Consider the following 23,107-nt stretch of genomic DNA (forward strand, 5'->3'; position numbering starts at 1 on the left):
GCGAGTAACCAGGCTGCGTGTGACCGACACACTGCGCGTTGGTAGGCACCGCTGAACCGACACGCTGCGCGTAAGTAGGCACCGCGCAACCGATCCGCTTCGCGTGACCAGACTCCGGGTGACCGACACGCTGCGCGTAAGTAGGCACCGCGCAACCGACCCGCCCCGCGCGCCCACTACAGCGCGGGGCCTCCGGGGGCTCGGCCCCCGGAGCAGGAATGACGATCGCCCTCGGTCCGCGCTTTCCGCGGACAGAGGGCGAGCAGGTGATCGTGGGGATGGGGGGAGTTGAACCCCCACGTCCTTTCGGACACACGGACCTGAACCGTGCGCGTCTGCCATTCCGCCACATCCCCGTGGCATTCAATTAGCCGGAACAGACTACGCTGTCCCTCGTTACACCGCGAGCAGATACTGCCCGTGACGCCAGGGAAGACTAGCACGGCGTCAGGGGTTGCAATACGAGGGTCAGGAGCGACCGGCTGCTCTGCGTAGAGATGCGGAAGCGGCGGCCGGATACCATCATGTCCTCGGAACCCGAGGAGGAGCCGGTGAGCGTGCTGCAGCGCTTTGAGAAGCGGTTGGAAGGCCTGGTCGAGGGGGCCTTTGCGAAGGTGTTCAAGGGTGTCGTACACCCGGTGGAGATTCTGAATGCAATGCAGCGGGAGGCCGAGGCGCACAAGGCCATCCTCGCCGGCGGTCGTACCTTGGTACCCAACCGCTACGTGATCGATCTCTCCCCGTACGACCACAGCAGGTTGGCGCCGTACGCCGCCGCGCTGGCCCAGGAGTTGGCCCAGTCACAGGCCGAGTTCATCGGCGAGCAGGCCTGGACGGTCTACGGCGATGTCATCGTGGAGATCGAGCGCGGCGACGGGCTCGATACCGGCATGTTCCGGGTCACGGCGGAGGTGTACACCGGCGGCGAGGTCGCCCCGGTGCAGCAGCCTGCCTACGACGCGGCGCCGGCGTACTCGCCGTATGACCAGCAGCAGCAGGGTGGTTACCAGCAGCATGGGCACAACGGCCGCAGTGTCGGCCTGGTGTCCGGCGACGGGCGCACCTACCCGCTGCAGATGGGCTCGACGGTGATAGGGCGCGGCGACCAGGCGAATCTGCGCCTGCCGGACGTCGGCATCTCCCGCCGGCACGCCCGGCTGGACTACGACGGCAATCAGGTCGTGCTGACGGACCTGGGTTCGACGAACGGCACGATGGTCAACGGCCAGCGCGTGTCGGCCGTGGCTCTCAACCCGGGCGACATGATCCAGCTGGGCACGACCACGCTTACGTTCCGAGTGGACGGCTAGGCACCTTGCCAGAATTCGTCCTCACCGTCGCCCGGTTCGGCTTCCTGGTCCTGCTGTGGATCTTTGTGTTCACAGTGGTGGGAGTCATCCGTAAGGACCTCTTCGCCGGCGTCCGGTCCAAGAGCATCGTCGCCAGCCCACGAGGCGTGGGTGGCGCGGTGATGCAGGGCCGGCCGGCGAAGGCGAAGCGTGGCAAGGCGGCGCGGCAACTCGTCGTGACCGCCGGTCAGCTGGCCGGCACCAGGATCACGCTCGGTGAGGCTCAGATCACTATCGGACGGGCGGAGGACTCGACGCTGGTCATCACGGATGACTTCGCGTCGGCTCGACACGCCCGGCTCGTGCCGCGGGACGGCCAGTGGTTCGTGGAGGACCTCGGCTCGACGAACGGCACCTATCTCGATCGCGGTAAGGTCTCCGGACCTACTCCCGTCCCCCTTGGCGTGCCGATCCGGATCGGCCGCACTTCACTTGAGTTACGGCCATGACCCTGACCCTGCGCTACGCCGCCCAAAGCGACCGCGGTCTGATCCGAGACGGAAACCAAGACTCCGTCTACGCCGGACCGCGGCTCCTTGCCGTCGCCGACGGCATGGGCGGCATGGCCGCCGGTGACGTCGCCAGCAACATCGTCATCGCGGCCATGGCCCCGCTCGACGAGGACGTACCCGGCGATGCGCTGGTCGACGCCCTTCGTCACGCGGTGGGCGCGGCCAACCAGACCCTGCGTGACACCGTCGACGCCAATCCGCACCTGGAGGGGATGGGCACCACGCTGACCGCGGTGCTCTTCTCCGGCAGCAAGATCGGCATGGTGCACATCGGCGACTCGCGCGCCTACATGCTGCGCCAGGGTGAGTTCTCGCAGATCACCAAGGACGACACCTACGTACAGATGCTGGTCGACGAGGGCCGGATCAGTCCGGAGGAGGCGAGCAGCCACCCGCAGCGGTCGCTGCTGACCCGCGCGCTCGACGGCCGGGACATCGACCCGGAGTACTCGGTCCGCCAGGTCCTCAAGGGCGACCGCTATCTCATCTGCAGCGACGGCCTCTCCGGCGTCGTCAGCGCCGAGACCATCGACGAGAGCATGCGGGACATCCCGGATCCGCAGGCCTGCGTCGAGCGGCTCGTGCAGCTCGCGCTCCGCGGCGGCGGCCCGGACAACATCACCGTGGTGATCGCCGATGCGACCGACGCCGACATAATGGAGCAGGCACCGATCGTCGGCGGCGCGGCCGCCCGCGACCGCGGCAACTCGACGGTGGCGGACTCCTCCAGCGCGGCGGCCCGCGCGGCCGCCCTGCAGGCGCCGCCGCGGCCCGCGCAGCCCGAGGGCACGGCGTACGAGCGTGACGAGCCGGATCAGCCCCGGCAGCACCCGGTCCGGACCAGCCTGCTGGTGCTCCTGCTGCTCGGCATGCTCGGCGGCGGCCTCTATCTGGGCTGGCAATACACCCAGAAGCAGTACTACGTCGGCGCGACACCGCAGGGCCAGCTCGCGATCTACCGTGGCGTGCCCGGTCAGATCGCCGGCCTCGACCTGTCGAGCGTCAACGAGACCAGCCCGGCCCGCCTGGACGACCTCACCCTGGTCGCGCAGGCCCGGGTCAAGGAGGGCATCCACGCGGACAGCCAGCCCGACGCGCGCCGCCGGCTGGCCGAGCTCACCAGCGATGAGCCGTCCAACCCGAACCTGAAGCCGATCTGCTCGCCGAGCAGCCCCGCGCCGACGGTGACGCAGCCGGTGATTCCGTCCGGCTCACCGTCCGCGGCAGGGAAGACCTCGTCTCCCGGCCGGAACACACCCTTTTCGGCGCCGGCGCTCGCGCCTGCCACCACGCCGGACGCCCCGCCTTCGGACTCTGCCCCGCCGGTCATCGACCCGGTCGGGTGCCGACCCGTCGACTGAGCGTCCGCCCACCGAAGTCTGGGGACTCCTTCTTGACCGCGCCCGCCGTACCGGCTCCCACACCCGCTCCCACGGGTGAGCTGCCGCGTGTCCCGGGCCAGAAGACGGGCCGCAACGCCGAGCTGGGGCTGCTCGCCTTCGCGATGGCGATCGTCGCCCTGTACGGGGCGACGGTCGAGGCCAACCAGTTCGGCGAGATCACGCCGACCTTCTGGGTGCCGGCGGCGCTGCTGAGCGTGCTCTTCCTCGGTCTGCACCTGGTGGTCCGCTACGTGGCGCCGTACGCGGACCCGGTCCTGATCCCCGCCGTTGCGCTGATCAACGGCCTGGGCGTCGGCTTCCTGCGCCGCCTCGACATCGCCAAGTCCATCGCGGACAAGGACCCGGTGCCCGGCTACTTCGCCGGCGTCGGCGGCCGCCAGCTCGCCTGGACGCTGGTGGCGGTGGTGCTGGCGGCGATCCTGCTGCTGGTCGTGCGGGACCACAAGACCGTCTCGCGGTACGCGTACACGCTGGGCCTGGTCGGCATCGTGCTGGTGATGATCCCGGCGGTGCTGCCCAGCAGCCTCTCCGAGATCAACGGCGCCAAGCTGTGGATCAAGATGGGCGCCTTCACGATCCAGCCCGGCGAGTTCGCGAAGCTGGCCCTGGTCTCCTTCTTCGCCTATTACCTGGTCCGCAAGCGCGAGGTGCTGTCGCTGGCCAGCCGCCGCTTCCTCGGCATCGACTTCCCCCGCGGCCGCGACCTCGGCCCGGTCATCACGGTGTGGCTGCTCTCGCTGCTGGTCCTGGTGTTCGAGAAGGACCTCGGCACGGCGCTGCTCTACTTCGGCCTGTTCGTCGTGACCCTCTACGTCGCCACCGAGCGGGCCAGCTGGCTGATCATCGGCCTGGTCATGTTCTTCGGCGGCGTCTACCTGGCGTACCTGCTGGGCGCCGCGGTCGGCGGGCCGTTCGCCAACTTCTACGACCGCGCGACGGTCTGGCTCGACCCGTTCGCCGCGGAGAACTACGAGCGGGTCGGCGGCAGCTATCAGCTGGTGCAGGGCCTGCTCGGGCTCGGCACGGGCGGCCTGTTCGGCACCGGGCCCGGCGCCGGCTCGCCGGGCTTCGTGCCCGAGGTGCGCAACGACTTCATCTTCGCCGGCATGGGCGAGGAGATCGGCCTGTTCGGCCTCTCCGCCCTGCTGATCTGCTACCTGCTGATCGTCGAGCGCGGCCTGCGGACGGCCCTTGCGGTACGCGACTCGTTCGGCAAGCTGGTCGCCGGCGGCCTCGCGTTCACCCTGGGCTTGCAGGTCTTCGTCATCCTTGGTGGCATCACCGGGCTGATCCCGCTGACTGGTCAGACCACGCCGTTCCTGTCCTCCGGCGGTTCGTCGCTGATGGCGAACTGGCTGCTCATCGCGATGCTGCTGCGGATCTCCGACGCCGCGCGCCGGCCGACGACCGGCGGCCCGGCGGCATCGCCCGGGGTACCGAAGCAACCGCCCGCCCAGCTGCACGGCGCCATGACGGAGGTGATCAGGCCGTGAACGCACCTCTGCGCAAGGCCGGCGTGGTCATCCTCGTGCTCTTCGGCCTGCTCTTCGCCAACCTGAACTGGGTGCAGGGCTACAAGGCCGACGACTACCGCACCAGCGACTACAACGGCCGCGTCCGGGTCGCCGAGTACCAGGTGCCGCGCGGCGTCATCGAGGTCGGCGGCCAGGGCCTCGCGATCAACAAGGCGACCGAGGGCACGCTGAAGTTCCTGCGGGTGTACCCGGAGAAGAAGCTCTACGCGCCGATCATCGGCTACAAGCCGGTCAACATCGCCGAGGTCGGCATCGAGCGCAGCGAGAACGAGTTCCTCTCCGGCGCCAGCGACAAGCTCTTCGCCGACCGGGTCAGCGCGATGTTCACCGGCGACAACGCCGGCGGCGGCAACGTCGTGCTGTCGGTCAAGCCCAAGGCCCAGGAGACGGCCTACAAGCAGGTCACCAACAACGAGCGCGGCGCCAAGAAGGGCTCCGCGGTGGCGATCGACCCGCGTACCGGCGCCGTGCAGGCGCTGGTGTCGTTCCCGACCTTCGATCCGAACCCGCTGGTCAGCCACGACACCGAGGCGGCCGCGGCGGAGTACAAGAAGCTGAACGAGGACAAGGACAAGCCGCTGCTGAACCGCGCGCTGTCCGAGACCTACCCGCCCGGCTCCACCTTCAAGGTCCTCATCTCGGCGGCCGCGCTGCAGGAGGGCTACGAGAAGAGCACCGAGATCCCGGCCGGCTCCACCTACACCGCGCCCGGCTCCGGCGCTCCGATCAAGAACTCGGAAGCGGAGACCTGCCCCGGTTCGAAGGTCACCCTCGAGGAGGCGCTGACCGACAGCTGCAACACCGGCTTCGCGCAGCTCGGCGTCGAGCTCGGCCGCGACAAGGTGATGAAGACCGCGCAGGCGTGGGGCTTCGAGCAGGAGGACCTGACGGTCGGGAACCTGGAGGGCTCGGGCCTGCCGGTCGCGGCCAGCCACACCGGCGCCATGGCCAACCCGGACGGCAGCGTCGACCAGGCCGCGCTCGCCCAGTCGTCGATCGGGCAGAAGGACGTCCGGATGACGACGATGGAGGGCGCGCTGATCGCGGCGACGGTCGCCAACGGCGGGCGACAGATGCGGCCGTACCTGGTGCAGCAGCTGCTCAGCCCCGACCGGCGGCCGATATACAACGCCAGCTCGCAGACGCTGCGCACGCCGATCGACGGTGACGTCGCGAGCGACCTCAAGGACATGATGGTCAGCGTCGTCGAGAACGGCACCGGCAAGGCGGCGCAGATCGACGGCTTCCAGGTCGGCGGCAAGACCGGCACGGCGCAGAACGCGGTCGGGGCCGACGACCACGGATGGTTCATCGGATTCGCCTTCAACGACAAGGGCGAGGCGGTGTCGGCGGTCTGCGTCATGCTGGAGAACGTGCCCGGCGGTCACGCGAGCGCCGAGGCGGCCCGGATCGCGGGGCTCATCATGAAGGCCGCGGCGGGCCGGGGAGGGGACTGAGATGATCAGCCCTGGGGTCACCCTCGGCGGCCGGTACCGCTTGGACGAGCGGATCGCCGGAGGCGGCATGGGCGACGTGTGGCGCGGCACCGACGAGGTGCTGGGCCGGACGGTCGCCGTCAAGATTCTGCTACCGGCCCTGCTGGACGAGCCCGGCTTCGCCGAGCGCTTCCGCGGCGAGGCCCGGACCATGGCCACCATCAACCACCCCGGCGTGGTCGACGTCTACGACTACGGCAGCGACCAGCAGCTCGCGTTCCTGGTCATGGAGTACGTGGAGGGCGACGCCCTCTCGCGCACCCTGAGCCGGGTCGGCCGGCTCACCCCGGCGCGCACGATGGCGCTGGTCGCGCAGGCCGCGGACGCGCTGCAGGCCGCGCACGCGAACGGCATCGTGCACCGCGACGTCAAGCCCGGCAACCTGCTGGTGCGCCCGAACGGCACGCTGGTGCTCACCGACTTCGGCATCGCCCGGTCCGCGCTGGTCGGCCAGCTGACCGTGGCCGGCTCGGTGCTGGGCACGGCGTCGTACATCTCACCCGAGCAGGCCTCCGGAGCGGTCGCCACGGCGGCCTCCGATGTCTACGCTCTCGGCGTGGTCGCATACCAGTGCCTGTCCGGACACCGGCCCTTCGACGGCTCGACGCCGATCGAGATCGCCATGAAGCACGTCCGGGACACGCCGCGGCCGCTGCCCGCCGACATCCCGCCGGCGGTCCGTGCGATCGTCGACCGGGCGCTGGCCAAGGACCCGGGTGCGCGCTGGCCCACCGCGTCGGCGATGGCCGCCGTGGCCCGGCAGGCCGCCTCGTCCCTGACCACTCAGATCAATCAGCAGGCCGTCAACGGCTCCGGCCACGGGCACCCGCAGCCGGCCGGGCCGGCGATGAACCGGCCGCACTCGGGCGCGCCGGCCTCGGGCCCGCCCGGACATCCGGTCTCCGGCCAGGCCCGACCGCCCTATCCGCCGATCCCCCGCCCGGTCTCGGGCGGTCAGGCGCGCGGGGCGGCCTCGGTGCCGCCGGCACAGCAGCCCTACCGGCACCCGTCGGCGCCGCCGATGCAGCAACACCCGATGCAGGGCGGCAAGCCCCAGGGTTCCGGCAGTCGGCAGGTGCTGATCGTGCTGGCCGTGGTCCTCGCACTGCTGGTCCTGCTCTGCGCCGGCGTCATCTCGTTCCTCCTTAAACAGGGCAATGCCGGTGCGATAGGCGCCCTGGGCGAGCGGCCCACGATCGCCGGGGCGGGCTCCGCCGCACAAGGGGCGCCGGTGGCGTCGTACCGTCTTCCGAAGCAGGCTGCCGTTCCGGGCAGCCTGAAACACGCGACCGAAGGACGACAGACGCTATGACGGCGCAGGCCCGCCTGCTCGGTGGCAGGTACCAGGTCGGCGAGCTGCTCGGCTATGGCGGTATGGCAGAGGTGCACAAAGGCCGCGACCTTCGCCTCGGCCGCGACGTAGCCATCAAGATGCTGCGCACCGACCTCGCCCGGGACGCCACGTTCCAGGAGCGGTTCCGCCGTGAGGCACAGAACTCCGCCGCGCTGAACCACCCGGCGATCGTCGCCGTCTACGACACCGGAGAAGAGGTGTCGTCGACCGGCGAGAAGCTGCCGTTCATCGTGATGGAGTTCGTCAACGGCCGGACCCTCAAGGAGGTCCTCGCCGCCGAGCAGCGCATCCAGCCGCGCCGCGCCCTGGAGATGACCGCGGACATCTGCGCCGCGCTGGAGTTCAGCCACCGGCACGGCATCATCCACCGCGACATCAAGCCCGGCAACGTGATGATCACGCAGAACGGCCAGGTCAAGGTGATGGACTTCGGCATCGCGCGGGCCCTGGCCAGCGGTGCCACCACGATGACGCAGACCAGCGCCGTCATCGGCACGGCGCAGTACCTGTCGCCGGAGCAGGCCCGCGGTGAGTCCGTCGACGCCCGCTCCGACGTCTACGCCGCCGGTTGCGTGCTCTTCGAGCTCATGGTCGGGCACCCGCCGTTCGTCGGTGACAGCCCGGTCAGCGTCGCCTACCAGCACGTCCGCGAGGACCCGAGGGCGCCGAGCGACATCAACCGCGAGGTACCGCCGGACGTCGACGCGATCGTGCTGAAGGCCCTGGCGAAGAACCCGCTGAACCGCTACCAGAGCGCGCAGGAGATGCGTGCCGACGCGCTGCGCGCGGTCTCGGGCCGCCCGGTGATGGCGACCCCGGTGATGTCCGAGGCCGAGACGATGGCGATGTCCGGCGCGCCGACGCGCCAGCAGACGGCGATGACCCGGGCGATCCCGGCCGGCGGCCCGCGCGGTCCGCAGCAGCAGGATCGCCGGACGTCGTCCTGGGTGATGGCCGTGCTCGCCGCGCTGGGCGTGCTCGCCGTCGTGGCGCTGGGCATCGGTCTGATCCTGGCGAACAACGACAAGGAGCCCCAGCAGGCGGTGTCCAAGCCGGTGCCGGAGGTCGTCGGGCTGTCGGAGAGCAACGCCCGCAAGAAGCTCCTGGACGCAGGCTTCGAAAACGTGGCTCTCGGCACGCCGGTTGAGACCAAGGACTGCGAGGACACGGTCGCGGAGCAGTCTCCGGAGGAGAACACGTCGCTGCCGGTCGACCAGACCGTGACCATCAGCATGTGCAGCAGCCCCAAGCTGACCCGGGTACCGGGCGATCTTGTGGGTCGTAGCCGTAACGATGCGAAGGCCGCGCTCGAGGAAGCCAGACTCGAGGCGGAGTTCAAGGAGGTCAGCGACGCCGCGCCGGCCGGCCAGGTGCTCAAGGTCGAGAAGGAGGGGCAGCAGGTCGAGCCCGGCTCCACCATCACGGTGGAGATCTCGAGGGGCAACCTCTTCGAGGTTCCTGATGTCGTCAACCGGAGCGAGGAAGTGGCCAAGGCGCTGCTTCAGAGCAAGGGCTTCAACAACATCAATATCCAGACGTCGGACCAGGAGGGCACGCCGGGGACCGTGGTCGCGCAGACCCCGGGCGGGGGCTCGAAGAAGTCCAAGAACACCGAGATCACGCTGACCGTCATCGCCGAGCCGGACCCGGACGACACCGGCACGCCGGACCCGAGCACGCCGACCCCGCCGGGCGGCGACGGCGGCGGCACCGTGGACGGCAACTCGGTCGGTGGCCTGTTCGGCAACTGATCACAGCCAGGCAGCACGAGGGCCCGGTCGCCGAGTGGCGGCCGGGCCCTCGTCTTCGTCGGGCGCGGTGTGGGTCAGGCGGTTGCGAACGCCGAGCGGCGGCGGGTCTCCACCTCGGCGGCGAGTGCCGGCGCCCGGTCGAGCGCCTCCGGCAGGCCGCAGGAGGCCAGCCAGTTCGCCAGCATGGTGTGACCGCCCTCGGTCAGGACCGACTCCGGGTGGAACTGGACGCCCTCGATCGGCAGCGTCCGGTGGCGCATCGCCATGACCACGCCGGACTCGGTCCAGCCGGTGACCTCGATCTCGTCGGGCAGCGTCTCGGGCAGCACGGCCAGCGAGTGGTAGCGGGTCGCCGTGAACGGGTCCGGCAGGCCCGCCAGCACGCCCATGCCCTTGTGCCGGACCGCGGAGGTCTTGCCGTGCAGCAGCTCCGGTGCCCGCGTCACGGTGCCGCCGAACGCCGCGCCGATCGCCTGATGGCCGAGGCAGACGCCGAACATCGGCAGCTTTCCCGCGTACTCGGAGATGACGTCCATCATGATCCCGGCGCGGTCCGGCGTACCCGGTCCGGGGGAGAGCAGGACCCCCGCGGCGCCGAAGCCGCCGACGTCGGCCACCGTGATCTCGTCGTTGCGCCGCACCTCGCACTCGGCGCCGAGCTGACCGAGGTACTGCACGAGGTTGAAGACGAACGAGTCGTAATTGTCGATCACGAGGATGCGCACGTGGTCACCTAGCTGGCAGTCGGTTCGGGATCGTTCGTGTGCTCGTTGTAGGGAATCTCGTCCGGGCCGAGGTCGGCGTCGTCGGGGGTCACCGCGTTCGGATCCCGTCCGGCCGGCCCGCCCTGCTCGGTGCCGGTGCCGACCTGCACGTCGTCGAACGGCAGCAGCGGCGTCGCCCACGGGAAGATGACGTACCAGAGCAGTGCGCCGACGATCGTGACCAGCACGAGGGAGCCGGTGAGTCGGCCCCACAGGCCGAAGGGCAGCTTGCGCCAGATCCAGGCATACATCGCGAGCCCTCCCTACGCCTTCTTCTTCATCTCGTCCGGCTTGCCGGCGCCGGGCAGCGCGGCGTCGCGCTTGACCGTGTCGACGAGCACGGCGTGCACCACGAGGCGCTGGTAGTTGTTGAACTTCGGGTTGCAGGTGGTCAGCGTCAGCATCGCCTCGGTCGCCTTGGCGTTCGGCTTGCCCGGCACCGGCGCCACCACCTCAACGGCGGAGGGCTTCACGACCTCGCTGCGGCTGACCTTGTACACGTACCAGTTCGACCGGGTCTCGACCCCGATCACGTCGCCGGGGCGCAGCTCGTCCAGCCGCCAGAAGATCTTGCGGATTCGGTGGCCGGCCACCGAGAAGTTACCGACCTCCCCAGGGTCGGCGGTGTCCGGGTAGTGCCCGGGCGCGTACCGGATGTCCTGCGGTCGCACGCCGTTGACGACGACCCACTCCATGCCGAGCTTGGGGATGTAGAGCCGCCCGACCAGGTTCTTGCCGGGCGCGGCCGGGGCCTTGACCGGCTTCTCGGAGGGCGCGACGGTCGGGTCGTTCCACTCGTCGTCGAGCTGGTTGGCGAGGGTGTCCTGCTCGTTCTCGACCTTGGCGGAGTTGCCGAACACCTGGTAGCCGGCGAAGAGCAGCACGACCAGTCCGAAGGTGATCATCAATTCGCCGGATACCCGCACGCCGGCCCGGATACGCGAGCCCAGCGTGGGGCGGGTCAACTCGGAGTACACGCTCTTGTAGCCCTCGTCCGTCTGTTCGGGTCGCAGCTTGACCACTTTTTCCCCGCGCCGGGGCTTGTCGGCCTCGTCGTCGCCCGGAGGGTCGCCGGGATCGGCGGCCGCCGCGGCCGCTGCCGCGGCGACCGAGGCGGCACCCTTGTCGCCGGGCCCGGGTGGCAAGGGCGTGCGCAGCGGCCCGCCCACCTCCGACGCCGGGCGGGCGCCGACCTTGGGCCGGACGGAGGGGAGCAGCCCGGTCGGGGCGTCTGCGGTGCGGATGATCGCGGTGGCCGCCGGGTCCTGGCCCGGCGCGGCGGGCTCGTGGCCGCGGGGCGCGGGTTGCGCGATGCCGCCCCTGCGCCCGGCCGGGCCGAGGCCGACGGACCGGTCGTCGATCGGCGGCCGCGCACCGTACGCGGCGGCCGCGCGGTCGTCGTAGGCGGCCGCGTCGCGGCGCCGCGGCATGTCCCGGGAGTCGTCATGGCCGGGCGGGAAGGCGCCGGCCGGCCGGCGATCGGCGGCATCGCCGCGGACGCTGTCGGCCAGGTGGCCGGGAGCGGCACCGACCACGGCGCCGTCGCTCGGCCGCGAATCACCGCGAGGGCTCGGCGGGGTGTCGCCGTAGCGTCCGTATCCGCCGGGAGCCGGCCTTGGGCCGGCGCCGTCCGTTGCCGGCCGGCGGTAGACGTCGGCGGGGTCGGGGGGCAGAGCGTCCCGGCCCGGGGCCGGCCGCGGGACATCGTTCGGCGTGCGGCCGTCCGGCAGGGCGCCGAATCCGCCCGCGGACCGCGACTCGCCACCGGTACGTGCGTAGCCGGGCGAGTTCTGCGGTTCGCCGTTCGCCCATGCGCGGTTGTCGCCGGTCGGGTCCTGTGGATCGCCGCTCGTCCACCTGCGGCCGTCGCCGGGTGGGTTCTGCGGGTCGCTACTCGCCCACGTGCGGCCGTCGCCGGTTGGGTCGCTGCTCGTCCGCGTGCGGATGTCGCCGGGTGGGTTCTGGGGATCCGCGTTCGCCCGCGGGTGGCTGTCGGCGGGCTGAGGAGCCCAGGAGGCGGCCTGGGTGCGGCCGTTGGCCGGCAGTCCCGCGGCGGCGGACCTCGCCTCCGCGCCGTTCGCCGTTCGCCCGTCGACGGCGGGCGGTGGAGCAAACGCGGCGGGGGTCGCGGGATCGGCCTGGGGCTGCCGGGTCGCGGCCGGGGATTCCCCGGCCGCGGAACCGAAGAAGTCGAACGCATTGCCGGCGCCGGGTGCCGGCGGCGCGGCGGGGCCGGGCCCGAGCGAGGCGGCCGCCGCGGTGAGTGGGGCAGCGGCGGATCCGGCCGGCCGGGACGCGGCGCTCGGAAGTGCGGGGGGCAAGTCGACCTTCGCGGCGGCCCGCGCGGCGGCGGCGGCCCGCGCGACCATCTGGTCCATGCCGGGCGCGGCGGGCGAATCCGTCCGGATGACCGCGGTGTCGGCTGGCGCGGGCGCCTCGACCGGCTGGGGCGGATTTCCGCCGGGATCGGCCGGGCCGGTTGCCGGGGGCGCCGGCCAGGACGTCGTCCCGCCGTGGCCGCCAGGCGGCGCCAAGGGCCCGCCCGGTACGCCGTTCGGCGACGCGTCGGCGATCCGGGGGATGTAAGCCGTCTGGGCGTCACCGTCGGGTGCGCGACGCCGTCCCGAGTACGCCGCGCCCTCCTGGGCGTCCGACGTCCCCATCAGCCGGTGACCTCGGCGGATCGGAGGTCACTCGACCCGTCGTACGCCCGCACAGTCACATTCCTCTCGACGGTTTCCTGATAGCCGAGGCCGAAATCGGCGACAGCAGCCCGGAATTGCTGGACTCCCTCTGCGGACTCCAACGCCTGATGCATCGCTGTGGGTTCGCCGATTGCTGTGATCTTGAAGGGCGGCGAGAAGACCTGACCGTGAAGCAGCAGCGTGTTGCCGACACAGCGTACCGCGCTCGTGGAGATGACGCGGACATCCATGATCGACATTGCCTCGGCCCCGCCGGCCCACAATGCGTTCACCACGGCCTGTACATCGCCCTGGTGGACGACCAGGTCGTCGTTCTCCGGCGCGTCGGCTCCGCCGCCGGTGGCGCGCTGCGGCGAGTCGTTCAGGCGGACCGTGAGGCCGGGTCCGCGCAGCGCGGTGAAGCCGGCGCCGCCCCGCATCGCGGCGGCGCGTTCGCGGGCGGCCTTGACCGGCTCGTCCACGTCCGCGAGTTTCGCGGCGTCCTGGTCGACCGCCGCCCGCAGGTTGGCGGCGCGTTCCTCGCGGTCTTCCAACCGGGCCCGCTTGTCGGCGATAAGCTGAGCCAACTGGGGTCTACGGTCGTCGCGCAGTGCCGTGCCGTCGGCCGTCGTGGCCGAGGTCGTGAAGAGCAGGCCGGCCGCGAGCCCGATCAACGGGACCGCGATCGACCAGCCCCGCTGGCGCTGGCTCGGCCTCCTCGGACGCAGCCCACCGAGGGCTCGTCGCAGGACAAGTCGCCACGAGGGCGCCCCCGTGGTGTACTCCACGTCGGTTGTCCTCCCTCGGCTCGGCCGAAAAACCCACCGGCGGGTGCCTGTACGCGCGCCGCCTTGACTACGCTAGCTATCGAACAGTATTCGCCACGGGCAGCTTTCGGGGTCCCCCGGAGCCGCTCAGGGGTGGGTTGTTCACCACTTGTTGCCCTCAGGAGAGCGCCGTGCCGAAGTCACAGGTTCGCAAGAAGAAGGTCTACACCCCGCCGACGGACATTCGTCCGGCCGCGGCGGCGGCTTCCAAGAAGCCGAGCCCGGTCTGGCTGCCGGTCACGGCAGTCGCGTTAATCGTCTTCGGCATCACCTGGCTGGTGGTGTATTACCTCTCGGAGCAGCAGTACCCGGTCGAGGCCTGGAAGTACTGGAACCTCCTGGTGGGCTTCGGCTGCATGGTCGCCTCCCTGGGCCTCCTGTCCCGCTGGCGGTAACGCAAGCACGCCGCGAGGGTGTCCCTCAAGCGGTAGCGTGACTTTCGTCTGGTTTGTCCGACAGCGCACCCCGCCGCCAGAACCGCGCGGGGTGCGCTTTCGGCTGAGCAGCCGAAAAGACGACCGGGTTACCCGCGCGCATTCTGATTACTCGTGGGTAACATGGGCCGGCGAGTCAGCCGACCGAGGAGGCACAACGCACATGGGCACCGCGCAGATAGTCGCCACCGTCCTGGCGGGCGCCGTCACCCTCGTAGCCGTCGCTCTCGCCGTGCGCGCGGTCATGCAGATGACCGCGGTGATCCGGCAGGGCCAGCCCGACCCCGGGCGCTTCGCCGGCAAGGGGGCGCGGACCAAGACGATGCTGGTCGAGACGGCCGGCCATACCCGCATGCTCAAGTGGGGCGTCGTCGGCGCGGCGCACTGGTTCGTGATGATCGCGTTCCTGGTGCTGTCGCTGCTGGTGCTCGAGGCCTACTTCGAGGTGGTCGACCCGGACCTCGGCCTGCCGATCATCGGGCACTGGACGCTCTTCGGCCTGGTGACCGAGTGGATCGGCGTGCTCGGCACGGCCGGCATCCTGGTCCTGATCGTGATCCGGCAGCTGAACAAGCCCGGTCGCGGCAAGGGCCTGTCGCGCTTCACCGGCTCCACGATGTGGCAGGCGTACTTCGTCGAGGCGATCATCATCGCCGTCCTGATCTGCGGCTTCCTGATCCGCGGCTTCAAGGTCGCCACCGACCACTTCGAGTACCCGCTCTGGGCGACCCCGGTCAGCCACGGCATCGGCGCGCTGCTCCCGGCCTGGGAGGACGGCGCCACCTGGACGGCCCTCGTCAAGATTCTGATCTCGATGAGCTGGCTGATCACCATCTCGCTGAACGTGACGATGGGCGTCGCCTGGCACCGCTTCCTCGCGTTCTTCAACATCTACTTCAAGCGCAGCCCGGAGAAGCCCGCGGGCTCGGGCCTGGGCGCGCTGCGGCCGATGATGAGCCAGGGCAAGCCGCTGGACTTCGAGGAGGCCGACCCCGAGAAGGACCAGTTCGGCGTCGCGCACGTCGAGCAGTTCACCTGGAAGGGCCTGCTCGACTTCTCCACCTGCACCGAGTGCGGCCGCTGCCAGTCGCAGTGCCCGGCCTGGAACACCGCCAAGCCGCTCTCGCCGAAGCTGATGATCCTGTCGCTGCGCGATCACGCGTACGCGAAGGCGCCGTACATGCTGGGCGGCGGCGGTAAGGACCTGACCGGCGAGGAGAAGGCCACCGAGGCCCAGCTCGCGCACATGGACGTCCTCGCCCTGGCCGAGGGCAACCGGCCGCTCATCGGCACCGAGGACGAGCAGGGCGTCATCGACCCGGACGTGCTCTGGTCCTGCACCACCTGCGGCGCCTGCGTCGAGCAGTGCCCGGTGGACATCGAGCACATCGACCACATCGTCGACATGCGCCGCTATCAGGTGCTGATCGAGTCGAGCTTCCCGGCCGAGGCCGGCGTCATGCTGCGCAACCTGGAGAACAAGGGCAACCCCTGGGGCGCGCCGCAGAACACCCGCGAGGACTGGACCAAGGGCCTCGACTTCGAGATCAAGCGGGTCGGCGAGGCCGACTTCGACTACCTCTTCTGGGTCGGCTGCGCGGGCGCGTTCGAGGACCGGGCCAAGAAGACCACCCGGGCGGTCGCGACGCTGCTGCACGAGGCCGGCGTCGACTTCGCCATCCTGGGCGAGGGTGAGACCTGTACGGGCGACCCGGCCCGCCGCATCGGCAACGAGTTCGTCTTCCAGATGCTGGCCCAGCAGAACGTGGAGACCCTGCAGGAAGCGAACGTCAAGCGGATCGTGGCGACCTGCCCGCACTGCTTCAACACCCTCGGCAACGAGTACGAGCAGCTCGGCCTCAAGGTCGAGGTCGTGCACCACACCCAACTGCTGGCCCACCTGGTCGCCGAGGGCAAGCTGACCCCGGTCGAGCCGGTCGACGGCGGCGTGACCTACCACGACCCCTGCTACCTGGGCCGGCACAACCGCGTCTTCGAGGCGCCGCGCGAGGTCCTGGGCAGCGCGATCGCGGGCGGGCTCACGGAGATGCCGCGCAACTCCGAGCGCTCCTTCTGCTGCGGCGCCGGCGGCGCCCGCATGTGGATGGAGGAGAAGATCGGCAAGCGGATCAACGTGGAGCGCACCGAGGAGGCCCTGGCGACCGGCGCGAAGACGATCGCCGTCGGCTGCCCGTTCTGCTACACGATGATCGGCGACGGCGTCACCGGCAAGGGCGAGCAGGAGAACGTCGAGGTCGTCGACGTGGCCAGCGTCCTGCTCCGCTCGATCAAGGGCGACAAGGCACCCGCGTAGCGCGTGTCGGAGGGTGCCCCGGCGGCCGCCGAGGCACCCTCCGAGATCGCCTTCAACGGATGTGGGGCGTTCCGGCACAATGGGTGCCGAGGTGAACCGATCATGGACGGCCTGTTCCTCACCGCGGTGCTCCCGCTCGCCGCTTTCGCTCTGCTCACCGCCGGCAACGCGTTCTTCGTGGCCGCCGAGTTCGGGCTGGTCACCGTCGACCGGGTGGAGATCGGAAAGCGGGCCGAGGCGGGCGACCGGCGCGCCCGAACGGTCCGGCACGCGCTGCACGAGCTCTCGTTCCAGCTCTCCGGTACGCAGCTGGGCATCACGCTCACGGCGCTGCTGACCGGCTACCTGGCCGAGCCGGCGCTGTCCCGGCTGTTCCGTCCCGCGATCGAGCCGATCGCTGGCGGCGCCACCGACACGGTGACCCACGTGCTCGCGCTCGGCCTCGCCACGCTGGTGTCGATGCTCTTCGGCGAGCTCGTGCCCAAGAACGCGGCGCTGGCCCGCCCGATGCGGGTGGCACTGGCCACCGCCGCGCCGCTGCGGGCCTTCTCCCGGCTCTTCAGGTGGCTGATCGGCGCGCTCAACGGCTCGGCCAACCTGCTGGTCCGGCGCCTCGGCATCGAGCCGCAGGAGGAGCTCGCCAGCGCCCGCTCGCCCGAGGAGCTCGGCCTGCTCGCCGCGATCAGCGCCCGGGCCGGCGCGCTGCCGACCGAGACCGCGACGCTGCTGCGCCGCACCATCCGCTTCGGAGAGAAGCGCGCGGCCAAGGCGATGACCCCGCGCGTCGACGTGGTCGGCCTCAAGACCACCGCGAGCGTCGCCGATGTCATCGCCGTCTCGCGCTCGACGGGACACACCCGATTCCCCGTGTACGAGTCGACGCTCGACCTCGTCGTCGGCGTGGTCGGCGTGCTCGACGCGCTCGGGGTCGCGCCCGAACGCCGGGCGACGACCGCGGTGTCGTCGGTGGCCCGCGAGCCCGTCTACGTGCCGGAGAGCCTGGCCCTGGACAAGGTGCTGGCCGCGCTGCGTGCCGCCGACGCGGACCTGGCGATCGTCGTGGACGAGTACGGCGGCACCGACGGTGTGGTCACGGTCGAGGACCTGATCGAGGAGCTGGTCGGCGAGATCACCGACGAGTACGACGCCGACTTCGCCGAGGCGGGCAGCCAGGAGCTGACCGTGCCCGGCGGCGAGAAGACGTACCTGGTCGACGGCCTGCTCCGCGAGGACGAGGTGGCCGAGCAGACCGGCTTCCGCCTGCCCGAGGGCCCGTACGAGACGCTGGCCGGCTTCCTGCTCTCCCGGCTCGGGCACATCCCGGTGGCCGGGGAGTCGATCGAGGACGCCGGCTGGGAGTTCACCGTCATGCAGGTCGACCGGCACCGCATCGAACAGGTCCGGGTCGTGGTCCCGCCGGAGCCCGCCGATGACTGAGCTGCTGATCACCGTCGTGCTCCTGCTCGGCAACGCGCTCTTCGTCGGCGGGGAGTTCGCGCTGATCGCCTCCCGGCGTACGGCGCTGGAGCCGCTCGCCGCGACGTCCCGGCGAGCGCGCTGGGCGCTGTCGGCGATGAACCGGATCCCGCTGATGATCGCGGGCGCCCAGCTGGGCATCACCATCTGCTCGCTCGGCCTGGGCGCGATCGCCGAGCCGGCGTTCGCGCACCTGCTGGAGGGGCCGCTGACCGCGCTTGGCCTGCCGGAGGGCGCGATCCATCCGGTCGCGTTCGTGCTCGGCCTCGGCGTGGTCGTCTTCCTGCACACGGTGATCGGCGAGATGGTCCCGAAGAACATCACGCTGGCCGGGCCGGAGCGGTCGGCGCTCGTCCTCGGCCCGTTCATGCTGGCGTTCTGCACGGCGACCAAGCCGCTGCTCACCGCGATGCGCTGGGCCGCGCGGGTGGTCCTGTCGCTGTGGAAGATCGAGGCGACCGAGGCGGTCAAGACGGTCTTCACCGCGGAGGAGTTGGCCGGCATGGTGACCCAGGCCCGGGCCGAGGGCCTGCTCGGCACCGAGCAGTACGCCCGGATCCACGCCGCCCTCGGCCTCAACGTCCGTACCGTCGCGGACACCCTGCGGCCCTGGTCGGGCGTGACGACGATCGCCGACGACGCGTCGCCGGCCACCATCGAGGCGGTGGCGACCCGCAGCGGCCGGTCGCGCTTCCCCGTGGTGCAGCGCGAGACCCGGCGCGTGCTGGGGTTCGTGCACATCAAGGACGTCCTCGGGTACACCGGTGCGCAGCGCAGGCTCCCGATCCCCGCCGAGATCGTGCGCCCGCTGGCGGTGGTGCCGCCGGACCGGACGCTGGCGGACCTGCTGCTGACGATGCGCCGCGATCGCCGCCACCTCGTGCTCGTCAGCGACGGCCGGCACCCGCTCGGCGTGATCGCGCTCGACGACGTCCTGCACGCGGTGATCGGCGAACCTACCGCCCGCGCCGCCGCGTAGGGTGCTTTTCACCACATTTAACCCAAAACGGGGGGTACGCCGAGTCATCAATCGGGCGTTCAGGACAATAGTGGCATGTTCGACAACCGACGGTCATCGCGAGGCGCAGGCCGGCGCGTAAGCCCCCTCGCCGCACTGGTAGCCACCACGGCTCTCGGTGCGGGCCTGCTCATGGTCGCCCACTTCTCCCCACCGAGCGACGCCGCGCCCCGAATCAGCCCGCACTACTCGGCCCTCCAGCCGCGTCCGTCCGCCGGCGTGATCTCCGGCGTCAACGTCGGCTTTGCGGCATCGCCGCAGCGTGGCGGCCAGGTCGGCGTCGCGGCGGCGCCGGTCGCGGTCCGCTACACCTTCGACGGCGGGGTCCAGCAGCCGATCACGGACCTGGGCGGCGCGTTCGCGCTGCGCCCGCTCGCACAGAACGGCGGAACGCTGAGCCTGGTCCCGCAGGGCAACGGCCTGGCGGTCCAGTACCCGAGCCGCTGCATGCTGCCCCGCGAGCGCCAATGCCCGCGAGCGATCCTCGAGGGCACCCGCGACGACCGGCTCAACCCCGGAACCCGCACCATGCAGTACGGCGCCTCGATCCTGATGTCACACGAGGACCTCTCCGACGGCGCGAACGTCCTCCAGAAGGGCTACTCGGTCGGCGGGACGAGCCAGTTCAAGCTCCAGGTCGACCACCGGCTGGGCCACCCCAGCTGCGTGATCGCGGGCCGCACCCGGATCTACCGCGCTGAGCCGTTCATGGACGTCGCCGACGGCATCTGGCACAACCTGATGTGCGCCCGCAGCCGGAACCGCCTGACGACCATCGTGGACGGCGTCGAGCGGGCCTGGGTGCCGATCCCGCCGACCCTGTCGATCGCGAACGCCGAGCCGCTGCGGGTCGGCGGCAAGGGCGCGAACATGGGCAACGACCAGTTCGCCGGCCGAGTCGACGACGTGTACCTGACCATCAACTGAACCCGGGGTCGGGAAAGCACGGACCCGGCAGGGTGGGGGTGGCCGCTCATGAGCCGCCAGGCGATTGGCCGCCCCCGCCCGGTCTCGGCGTGAGCGACGGTCGGCGCCATGCAACCAGGCACGACATGGTCCTGCTGTTGATCTATTAGGCGGTCGGCCAGGTGCGGAAGTTGACGTGGCTGCGGCTCGGGGTCGGGCCGCGCTGGCCCTGGTAGCGCGAGCCGTAGACCGCCGAGCCGTAGGGGTGTTCCGCCGGGGACGACAGGCGGAAGATGCACAGCTGGCCGATCTTCATGCCCGGCCAGAGCTTGATCGGCAGGTTGGCCACGTTGGAGAGCTCCAGCGTGACGTGGCCCGAGAAGCCGGGGTCGATGAAGCCCGCCGTCGAGTGCGTCAGCAGGCCGAGGCGGCCCAGGCTGCTCTTGCCCTCGAGACGGCCGGCGAGCTGGTCGCCGAGCGTGATCACCTCGAGGGTCGAGGCCAGCACGAACTCGCCCGGGTGCAGCACGAACGGCTGCCCGTCGGAGACCTCCACCGCTGCGGTCAGGTCGTCCTGCTGCTCGGCCGGGTCGATGTGCGTGTACAGATGGTTGTTGAACACGCGGAAGAAGCGGTCGAGCCGGACGTCGATGCTGGACGGCTGCATCAGCTCCGGCTCGAACGGCTCGAGCGCGAGGTTCGACAACTTGATCTCGGAGACCAGGTCACGGTCGGAGAGCAGCATCGCAACACCATACCGACCGGCTTTAACATGCGTGTTCGGTGGTCGTCTCGTACATATGTTCGATATGATGTCCGCATGGCTTCCTGGTCCGAATTCGCCGCCGCTGAGCCCGAGCTCGCCTCGGCCGTCCGCGCGCTGTTCCAGCAGTACGGCCCCGGCATGGGCTACCTGGCCACGGTCCGTGCCGACGGCGGCCCGCGGGTGCACCCGGTCTCCCCGGTCGTCACCGAGGAGGGGCTCTACTGCTTCGTCGTGAACTCGGCGAAACGCCGTGACCTGGAGCGGGACGGGCGCTATGCCCTGCATTCGTACCCACCCGAGGAGAGCGACGACGAGGCCTATGTGGCCGGTCGCGCCCGTCCGGTGACAGACCGGGCGGTCATCGCCCGCCTGGCCGGCGCGCTGCGCGCCTCGCTCATGGTCGACTGGCGCCTGTTCGAGTTCGACATCGACACGGCGATGGTGCGTCGGCACGGGCCGGGCGGCGCGCTTCCGTTGGCGATGACTCAGCGCCAGCCGCCAATCACCCGAACGTGGCACGACCCGGCTGGGGAGTTAGCCCGGCCGTTGGTTGCGGCCGGCAGATCGTAGGCACCGGCCGGACGCCGCGATCTGCGTCCGCGGGGCGCTGCCAGGCCTGGAGGGAGCTGGGCAGCGCCGGGTCCGGCCGGTGCCTGCTCCGGGGCGGGTCACGCCATGGAACCCCTTCATCGGGTACAGTGGTGCCGCTCGCGGGTGTAGTTCAATGGCAGAACATCAGCTTCCCAAGCTGACAGTGCGGGTTCGATTCCCGTCACCCGCTCGTCTCCGGGAGCCCTCTGTCCGCAAAGTGCGCGGACCGGGGGCTCCTCGCATATCTGCCTGGGGGGCGACCCCCCAGACCCCCACGGTGCGGTGGCCGCTTGGCGTGAGTCGGTGTCGGGTCGTGGGCCATTTGCGGGCCATTTGCGGGCCACTTGCTTGTCTTGTCACCCGCTCCACACACGAAAGCCCTGGTGAGGACCGATGGTCCGCCAGGGCTTTCGTTGTTCTAGCTGGTTGAAGCAGAGGGCGTGCCGTTCGCCTGTCGTTAAGGGCCGGCGACGTTCTCGCAGTTCAGGGCCGTGTCGCCGGTCCAGAGTTCGCAGCCGTCGGTGTCTGGGCCGCCGTCCAGTTGTTCGGCGGCGCCGTCCTCGTCGCCGCCGTCCAGGTAGTCGTCGCCGGCCTCGCCGAACAGCTGGTCGGTGCCGGGGCCGCCGAAGAGGTAGTCGGCGCCTGCGCCGCCGTGGAGCGTGTCGTTGCCTGGGCCGCCGTCGAGGCTCTGGTCGCCTGCGCCGCCGGAGAGATTGTCGTTGCCGCTGCCGCCCCAGATGCGCTCGACGTCGGTGGCGATCGTGTCGCCCTCGCCCTTAGCGCCGTCGTCGCCCTTGACGCCGTCCGCGTCGGCCAGGATGTCCTCGGAGTACTGCGAATAGGACACGAGGTCCTGCTCGCGGCCGCCGCCACCGGAGTAGTAGTCGGTGCCCCGGGCGTTGCCGTTGATGGCGCTCGCGTAGATGAAGTCCGGCCCCGCGCCGCCGTAGACCCGGTCGTTGCCGTCCTCGGGACGCAGCTCGTCTTCGCCGTCACCGCCGTAGAGGAAGTCGTCACCGGCGCTGCCGTCGAGGTAGTCGTCGCCGGTGCCGCCCCGGATCGAGTCGTTGCCGCGCTCGCCGATCAGCCAGTCCCGCTCGGCGCCGCCGTCGATGACGTCGTTGCCGTCGGCGCCGAAGATCTCGTCCTTGCCGCCGCCGCCGTAGATCCGGTCGACGCCGTTACCGCCGAAGATGGTGTCCTTCGCGGCGTCGCCGTAGATCGTGTTGGTGCCGCTCCAGTCCCAGATGTGGTCCTCGCCGCCGCCACCGTGGATCTGGTCGGAGCCGGTCCAGCCGTACAGCTTGTCGTTGCCCGAGCCTCCGGTGATCACGTCGTTGCCGGTGCCGCCGTCGAAGTAGGCCGGCACGCTGGTGCTGTTGCGGATCGAGTCCTTGCGGTCGTACGTGTAGATCTGCACCAGCTGGGGCGCCTTCGAGGTGCGGCACTTGACCTTGGTCTTGTCGCCCTTGACCTTCTTGCAGCCCTTGCCCGCCCGGACCGCGACCCGGTCGTCGATCGTCACGGTGTTGCCGGAGCGGGTCACTACCACCTTGTTCTGGGTCTTCGTGGCGGCCTTGTACTGCACCGTGCTGACGCCCGCGGTGGCCACGCCGGTGGTGGCGGCCTGTGCGGGTGTGCCGGCGAGCAGGCCGGCCGAGGTGGTGGCGAACAGGATGACAGCGAGATGCGCGGAGCGTCGCATGGATTCTCCCCCGTGGATCCGGCGGCGAGCGCCGCGCGGATCACGAGCATAGATCTCGATGGGGTCCGATCTGGATCGTACGAATGGACCGGCCCCGCGCTGCCGTGACGGCGTCACCCCGGTCTTGGCCGCGTCGAACAAGGTGGTGAGCTGCTCGCCGGGTAGATGCCCGCTCGGAACCGGCCGTTAGTTGATCGACTTTGGGGGAACGGTCCCGTATCG

Annotated in this window: 19 protein-coding genes and 2 tRNA genes; 14 read left to right on the plus strand and 7 right to left on the minus strand. The window is 70.6% G+C overall.

Annotated features, from left to right (window positions below; genetic code table 11):
* Positions 1–273: 273 nt before the first annotated feature.
* Positions 274–356 (minus strand) — tRNA-Leu (locus ACIBSW_RS36860).
* A 168-nt stretch (positions 357–524) separates the two neighbouring features.
* Between ACIBSW_RS36860 and ACIBSW_RS36865 the strand changes: the two genes are divergently transcribed.
* The 7 genes from ACIBSW_RS36865 (at position 525) to pknB (ending at position 9,400) form a co-directional block, all read left to right on the plus strand.
* Positions 525–1,310, plus strand: coding sequence for a DUF3662 and FHA domain-containing protein (locus ACIBSW_RS36865; RefSeq protein ID WP_354727295.1), 786 nt, complete (start codon positions 525–527; stop codon positions 1,308–1,310).
* A 5-nt stretch (positions 1,311–1,315) separates the two neighbouring features.
* Positions 1,316–1,798, plus strand: coding sequence for an FHA domain-containing protein (locus tag ACIBSW_RS36870; RefSeq protein ID WP_184998272.1), 483 nt, complete (start codon positions 1,316–1,318; stop codon positions 1,796–1,798).
* Positions 1,795–3,222 carry a protein phosphatase 2C domain-containing protein gene (locus ACIBSW_RS36875; RefSeq protein WP_354727298.1) on the plus strand — a complete coding sequence of 476 codons (1,428 nt, stop codon included), beginning with the start codon at positions 1,795–1,797 and terminating at the stop codon, positions 3,220–3,222. Before ACIBSW_RS36870 ends, ACIBSW_RS36875 begins: the two co-directional genes overlap by 4 nt.
* A gap of 143 nt (positions 3,223–3,365) precedes the next feature.
* Complete coding sequence (locus ACIBSW_RS36880; protein ID WP_354727349.1) at positions 3,366–4,757, plus strand: FtsW/RodA/SpoVE family cell cycle protein; 1,392 nt, start codon at positions 3,366–3,368, stop codon at positions 4,755–4,757.
* Complete coding sequence (locus ACIBSW_RS36885) at positions 4,754–6,256, plus strand: penicillin-binding transpeptidase domain-containing protein (RefSeq protein WP_354727300.1); 1,503 nt, start codon at positions 4,754–4,756, stop codon at positions 6,254–6,256. The genes ACIBSW_RS36880 and ACIBSW_RS36885 overlap by 4 nt, the downstream gene beginning before the upstream one ends.
* A 1-nt stretch (position 6,257) precedes the next feature.
* On the plus strand, positions 6,258–7,607 hold the full coding sequence (locus ACIBSW_RS36890; RefSeq protein WP_354727302.1) for a protein kinase domain-containing protein: 1,350 nt from the start codon (positions 6,258–6,260) through the stop codon (positions 7,605–7,607).
* Positions 7,604–9,400 (plus strand): Stk1 family PASTA domain-containing Ser/Thr kinase, encoded by a 1,797-nt coding sequence (gene pknB, locus ACIBSW_RS36895; protein ID WP_354727304.1) that lies wholly within the window; start codon positions 7,604–7,606, stop codon positions 9,398–9,400. The genes ACIBSW_RS36890 and pknB overlap by 4 nt, the downstream gene beginning before the upstream one ends.
* A 74-nt stretch (positions 9,401–9,474) precedes the next feature.
* On the opposite strand, the gene ACIBSW_RS36900 is transcribed toward pknB, so the two are convergent.
* The 4 genes from ACIBSW_RS36900 to ACIBSW_RS36915 are packed head-to-tail and all read right to left on the minus strand — an operon-like array spanning position 9,475 to position 13,636.
* A complete protein-coding gene (locus ACIBSW_RS36900; protein ID WP_354727306.1) occupies positions 9,475–10,125 on the minus strand; it encodes an aminodeoxychorismate/anthranilate synthase component II in 651 nt (216 codons plus the stop codon).
* A gap of 8 nt (positions 10,126–10,133) precedes the next feature.
* Positions 10,134–10,415 carry a hypothetical protein gene (locus tag ACIBSW_RS36905; RefSeq protein WP_354727308.1) on the minus strand — a complete coding sequence of 94 codons (282 nt, stop codon included), beginning with the start codon at positions 10,413–10,415 and terminating at the stop codon, positions 10,134–10,136.
* A gap of 12 nt (positions 10,416–10,427) precedes the next feature.
* Positions 10,428–12,827, minus strand: a complete 2,400-nt coding sequence (locus ACIBSW_RS36910; RefSeq protein WP_354727310.1) for a class E sortase — start codon at positions 12,825–12,827, stop codon at positions 10,428–10,430.
* Positions 12,827–13,636, minus strand: coding sequence for a DUF881 domain-containing protein (locus tag ACIBSW_RS36915; protein WP_354727312.1), 810 nt, complete (start codon positions 13,634–13,636; stop codon positions 12,827–12,829). The genes ACIBSW_RS36910 and ACIBSW_RS36915 overlap by 1 nt, the downstream gene beginning before the upstream one ends.
* Before the next feature lie 170 nt (positions 13,637–13,806).
* Here ACIBSW_RS36915 and ACIBSW_RS36920 point away from each other — a divergent pair, with 170 nt between their 5' ends.
* The 5 genes from ACIBSW_RS36920 to ACIBSW_RS36940 all read left to right on the plus strand — a co-directional run bounded on the left by ACIBSW_RS36920 (position 13,807) and on the right by ACIBSW_RS36940 (position 19,844).
* Complete coding sequence (locus ACIBSW_RS36920) at positions 13,807–14,070, plus strand: cell division protein CrgA (protein WP_354727314.1); 264 nt, start codon at positions 13,807–13,809, stop codon at positions 14,068–14,070.
* 202 nt (positions 14,071–14,272) lie between these two features.
* On the plus strand, positions 14,273–16,423 hold the full coding sequence (locus tag ACIBSW_RS36925; RefSeq protein WP_354727316.1) for a (Fe-S)-binding protein: 2,151 nt from the start codon (positions 14,273–14,275) through the stop codon (positions 16,421–16,423).
* A gap of 102 nt (positions 16,424–16,525) precedes the next feature.
* Complete coding sequence (locus ACIBSW_RS36930; RefSeq protein WP_354727318.1) at positions 16,526–17,860, plus strand: hemolysin family protein; 1,335 nt, start codon at positions 16,526–16,528, stop codon at positions 17,858–17,860.
* A complete protein-coding gene (locus ACIBSW_RS36935) occupies positions 17,853–18,878 on the plus strand; it encodes a hemolysin family protein (protein ID WP_354727320.1) in 1,026 nt (341 codons plus the stop codon). The genes ACIBSW_RS36930 and ACIBSW_RS36935 overlap by 8 nt, the downstream gene beginning before the upstream one ends.
* Positions 18,879–19,049: 171 nt before the next feature.
* Positions 19,050–19,844 carry a LamG-like jellyroll fold domain-containing protein gene (locus ACIBSW_RS36940; protein ID WP_354727322.1) on the plus strand — a complete coding sequence of 265 codons (795 nt, stop codon included), beginning with the start codon at positions 19,050–19,052 and terminating at the stop codon, positions 19,842–19,844.
* A 145-nt stretch (positions 19,845–19,989) separates the two neighbouring features.
* On the opposite strand, the gene dcd is transcribed toward ACIBSW_RS36940, so the two are convergent.
* Entirely contained in the window at positions 19,990–20,568 is a 579-nt protein-coding gene (gene dcd / locus ACIBSW_RS36945; RefSeq protein WP_354727324.1) for a dCTP deaminase, read from the minus strand.
* A gap of 75 nt (positions 20,569–20,643) precedes the next feature.
* Between dcd and ACIBSW_RS36950 the strand changes: the two genes are divergently transcribed.
* Positions 20,644–21,159: a pyridoxamine 5'-phosphate oxidase family protein gene (locus ACIBSW_RS36950; RefSeq protein ID WP_354727326.1), complete on the plus strand. Its 516-nt coding sequence runs from the start codon at positions 20,644–20,646 to the stop codon at positions 21,157–21,159.
* Positions 21,160–21,299: 140 nt separating this feature from the next.
* Positions 21,300–21,370, plus strand: a tRNA-Gly gene (locus tag ACIBSW_RS36955).
* A 267-nt stretch (positions 21,371–21,637) separates the two neighbouring features.
* On the opposite strand, the gene ACIBSW_RS36960 is transcribed toward ACIBSW_RS36955, so the two are convergent.
* Complete coding sequence (locus ACIBSW_RS36960) at positions 21,638–22,885, minus strand: calcium-binding protein (RefSeq protein ID WP_354727328.1); 1,248 nt, start codon at positions 22,883–22,885, stop codon at positions 21,638–21,640.
* Between the last annotated feature and the right edge of the window lie 222 nt (positions 22,886–23,107).

Origin of the sequence: Actinoplanes sp. NPDC049668 (assembly GCF_044465445.1) — a bacterium.
Classification (GTDB): Bacteria; Actinomycetota; Actinomycetes; order Mycobacteriales; family Micromonosporaceae; genus Actinoplanes.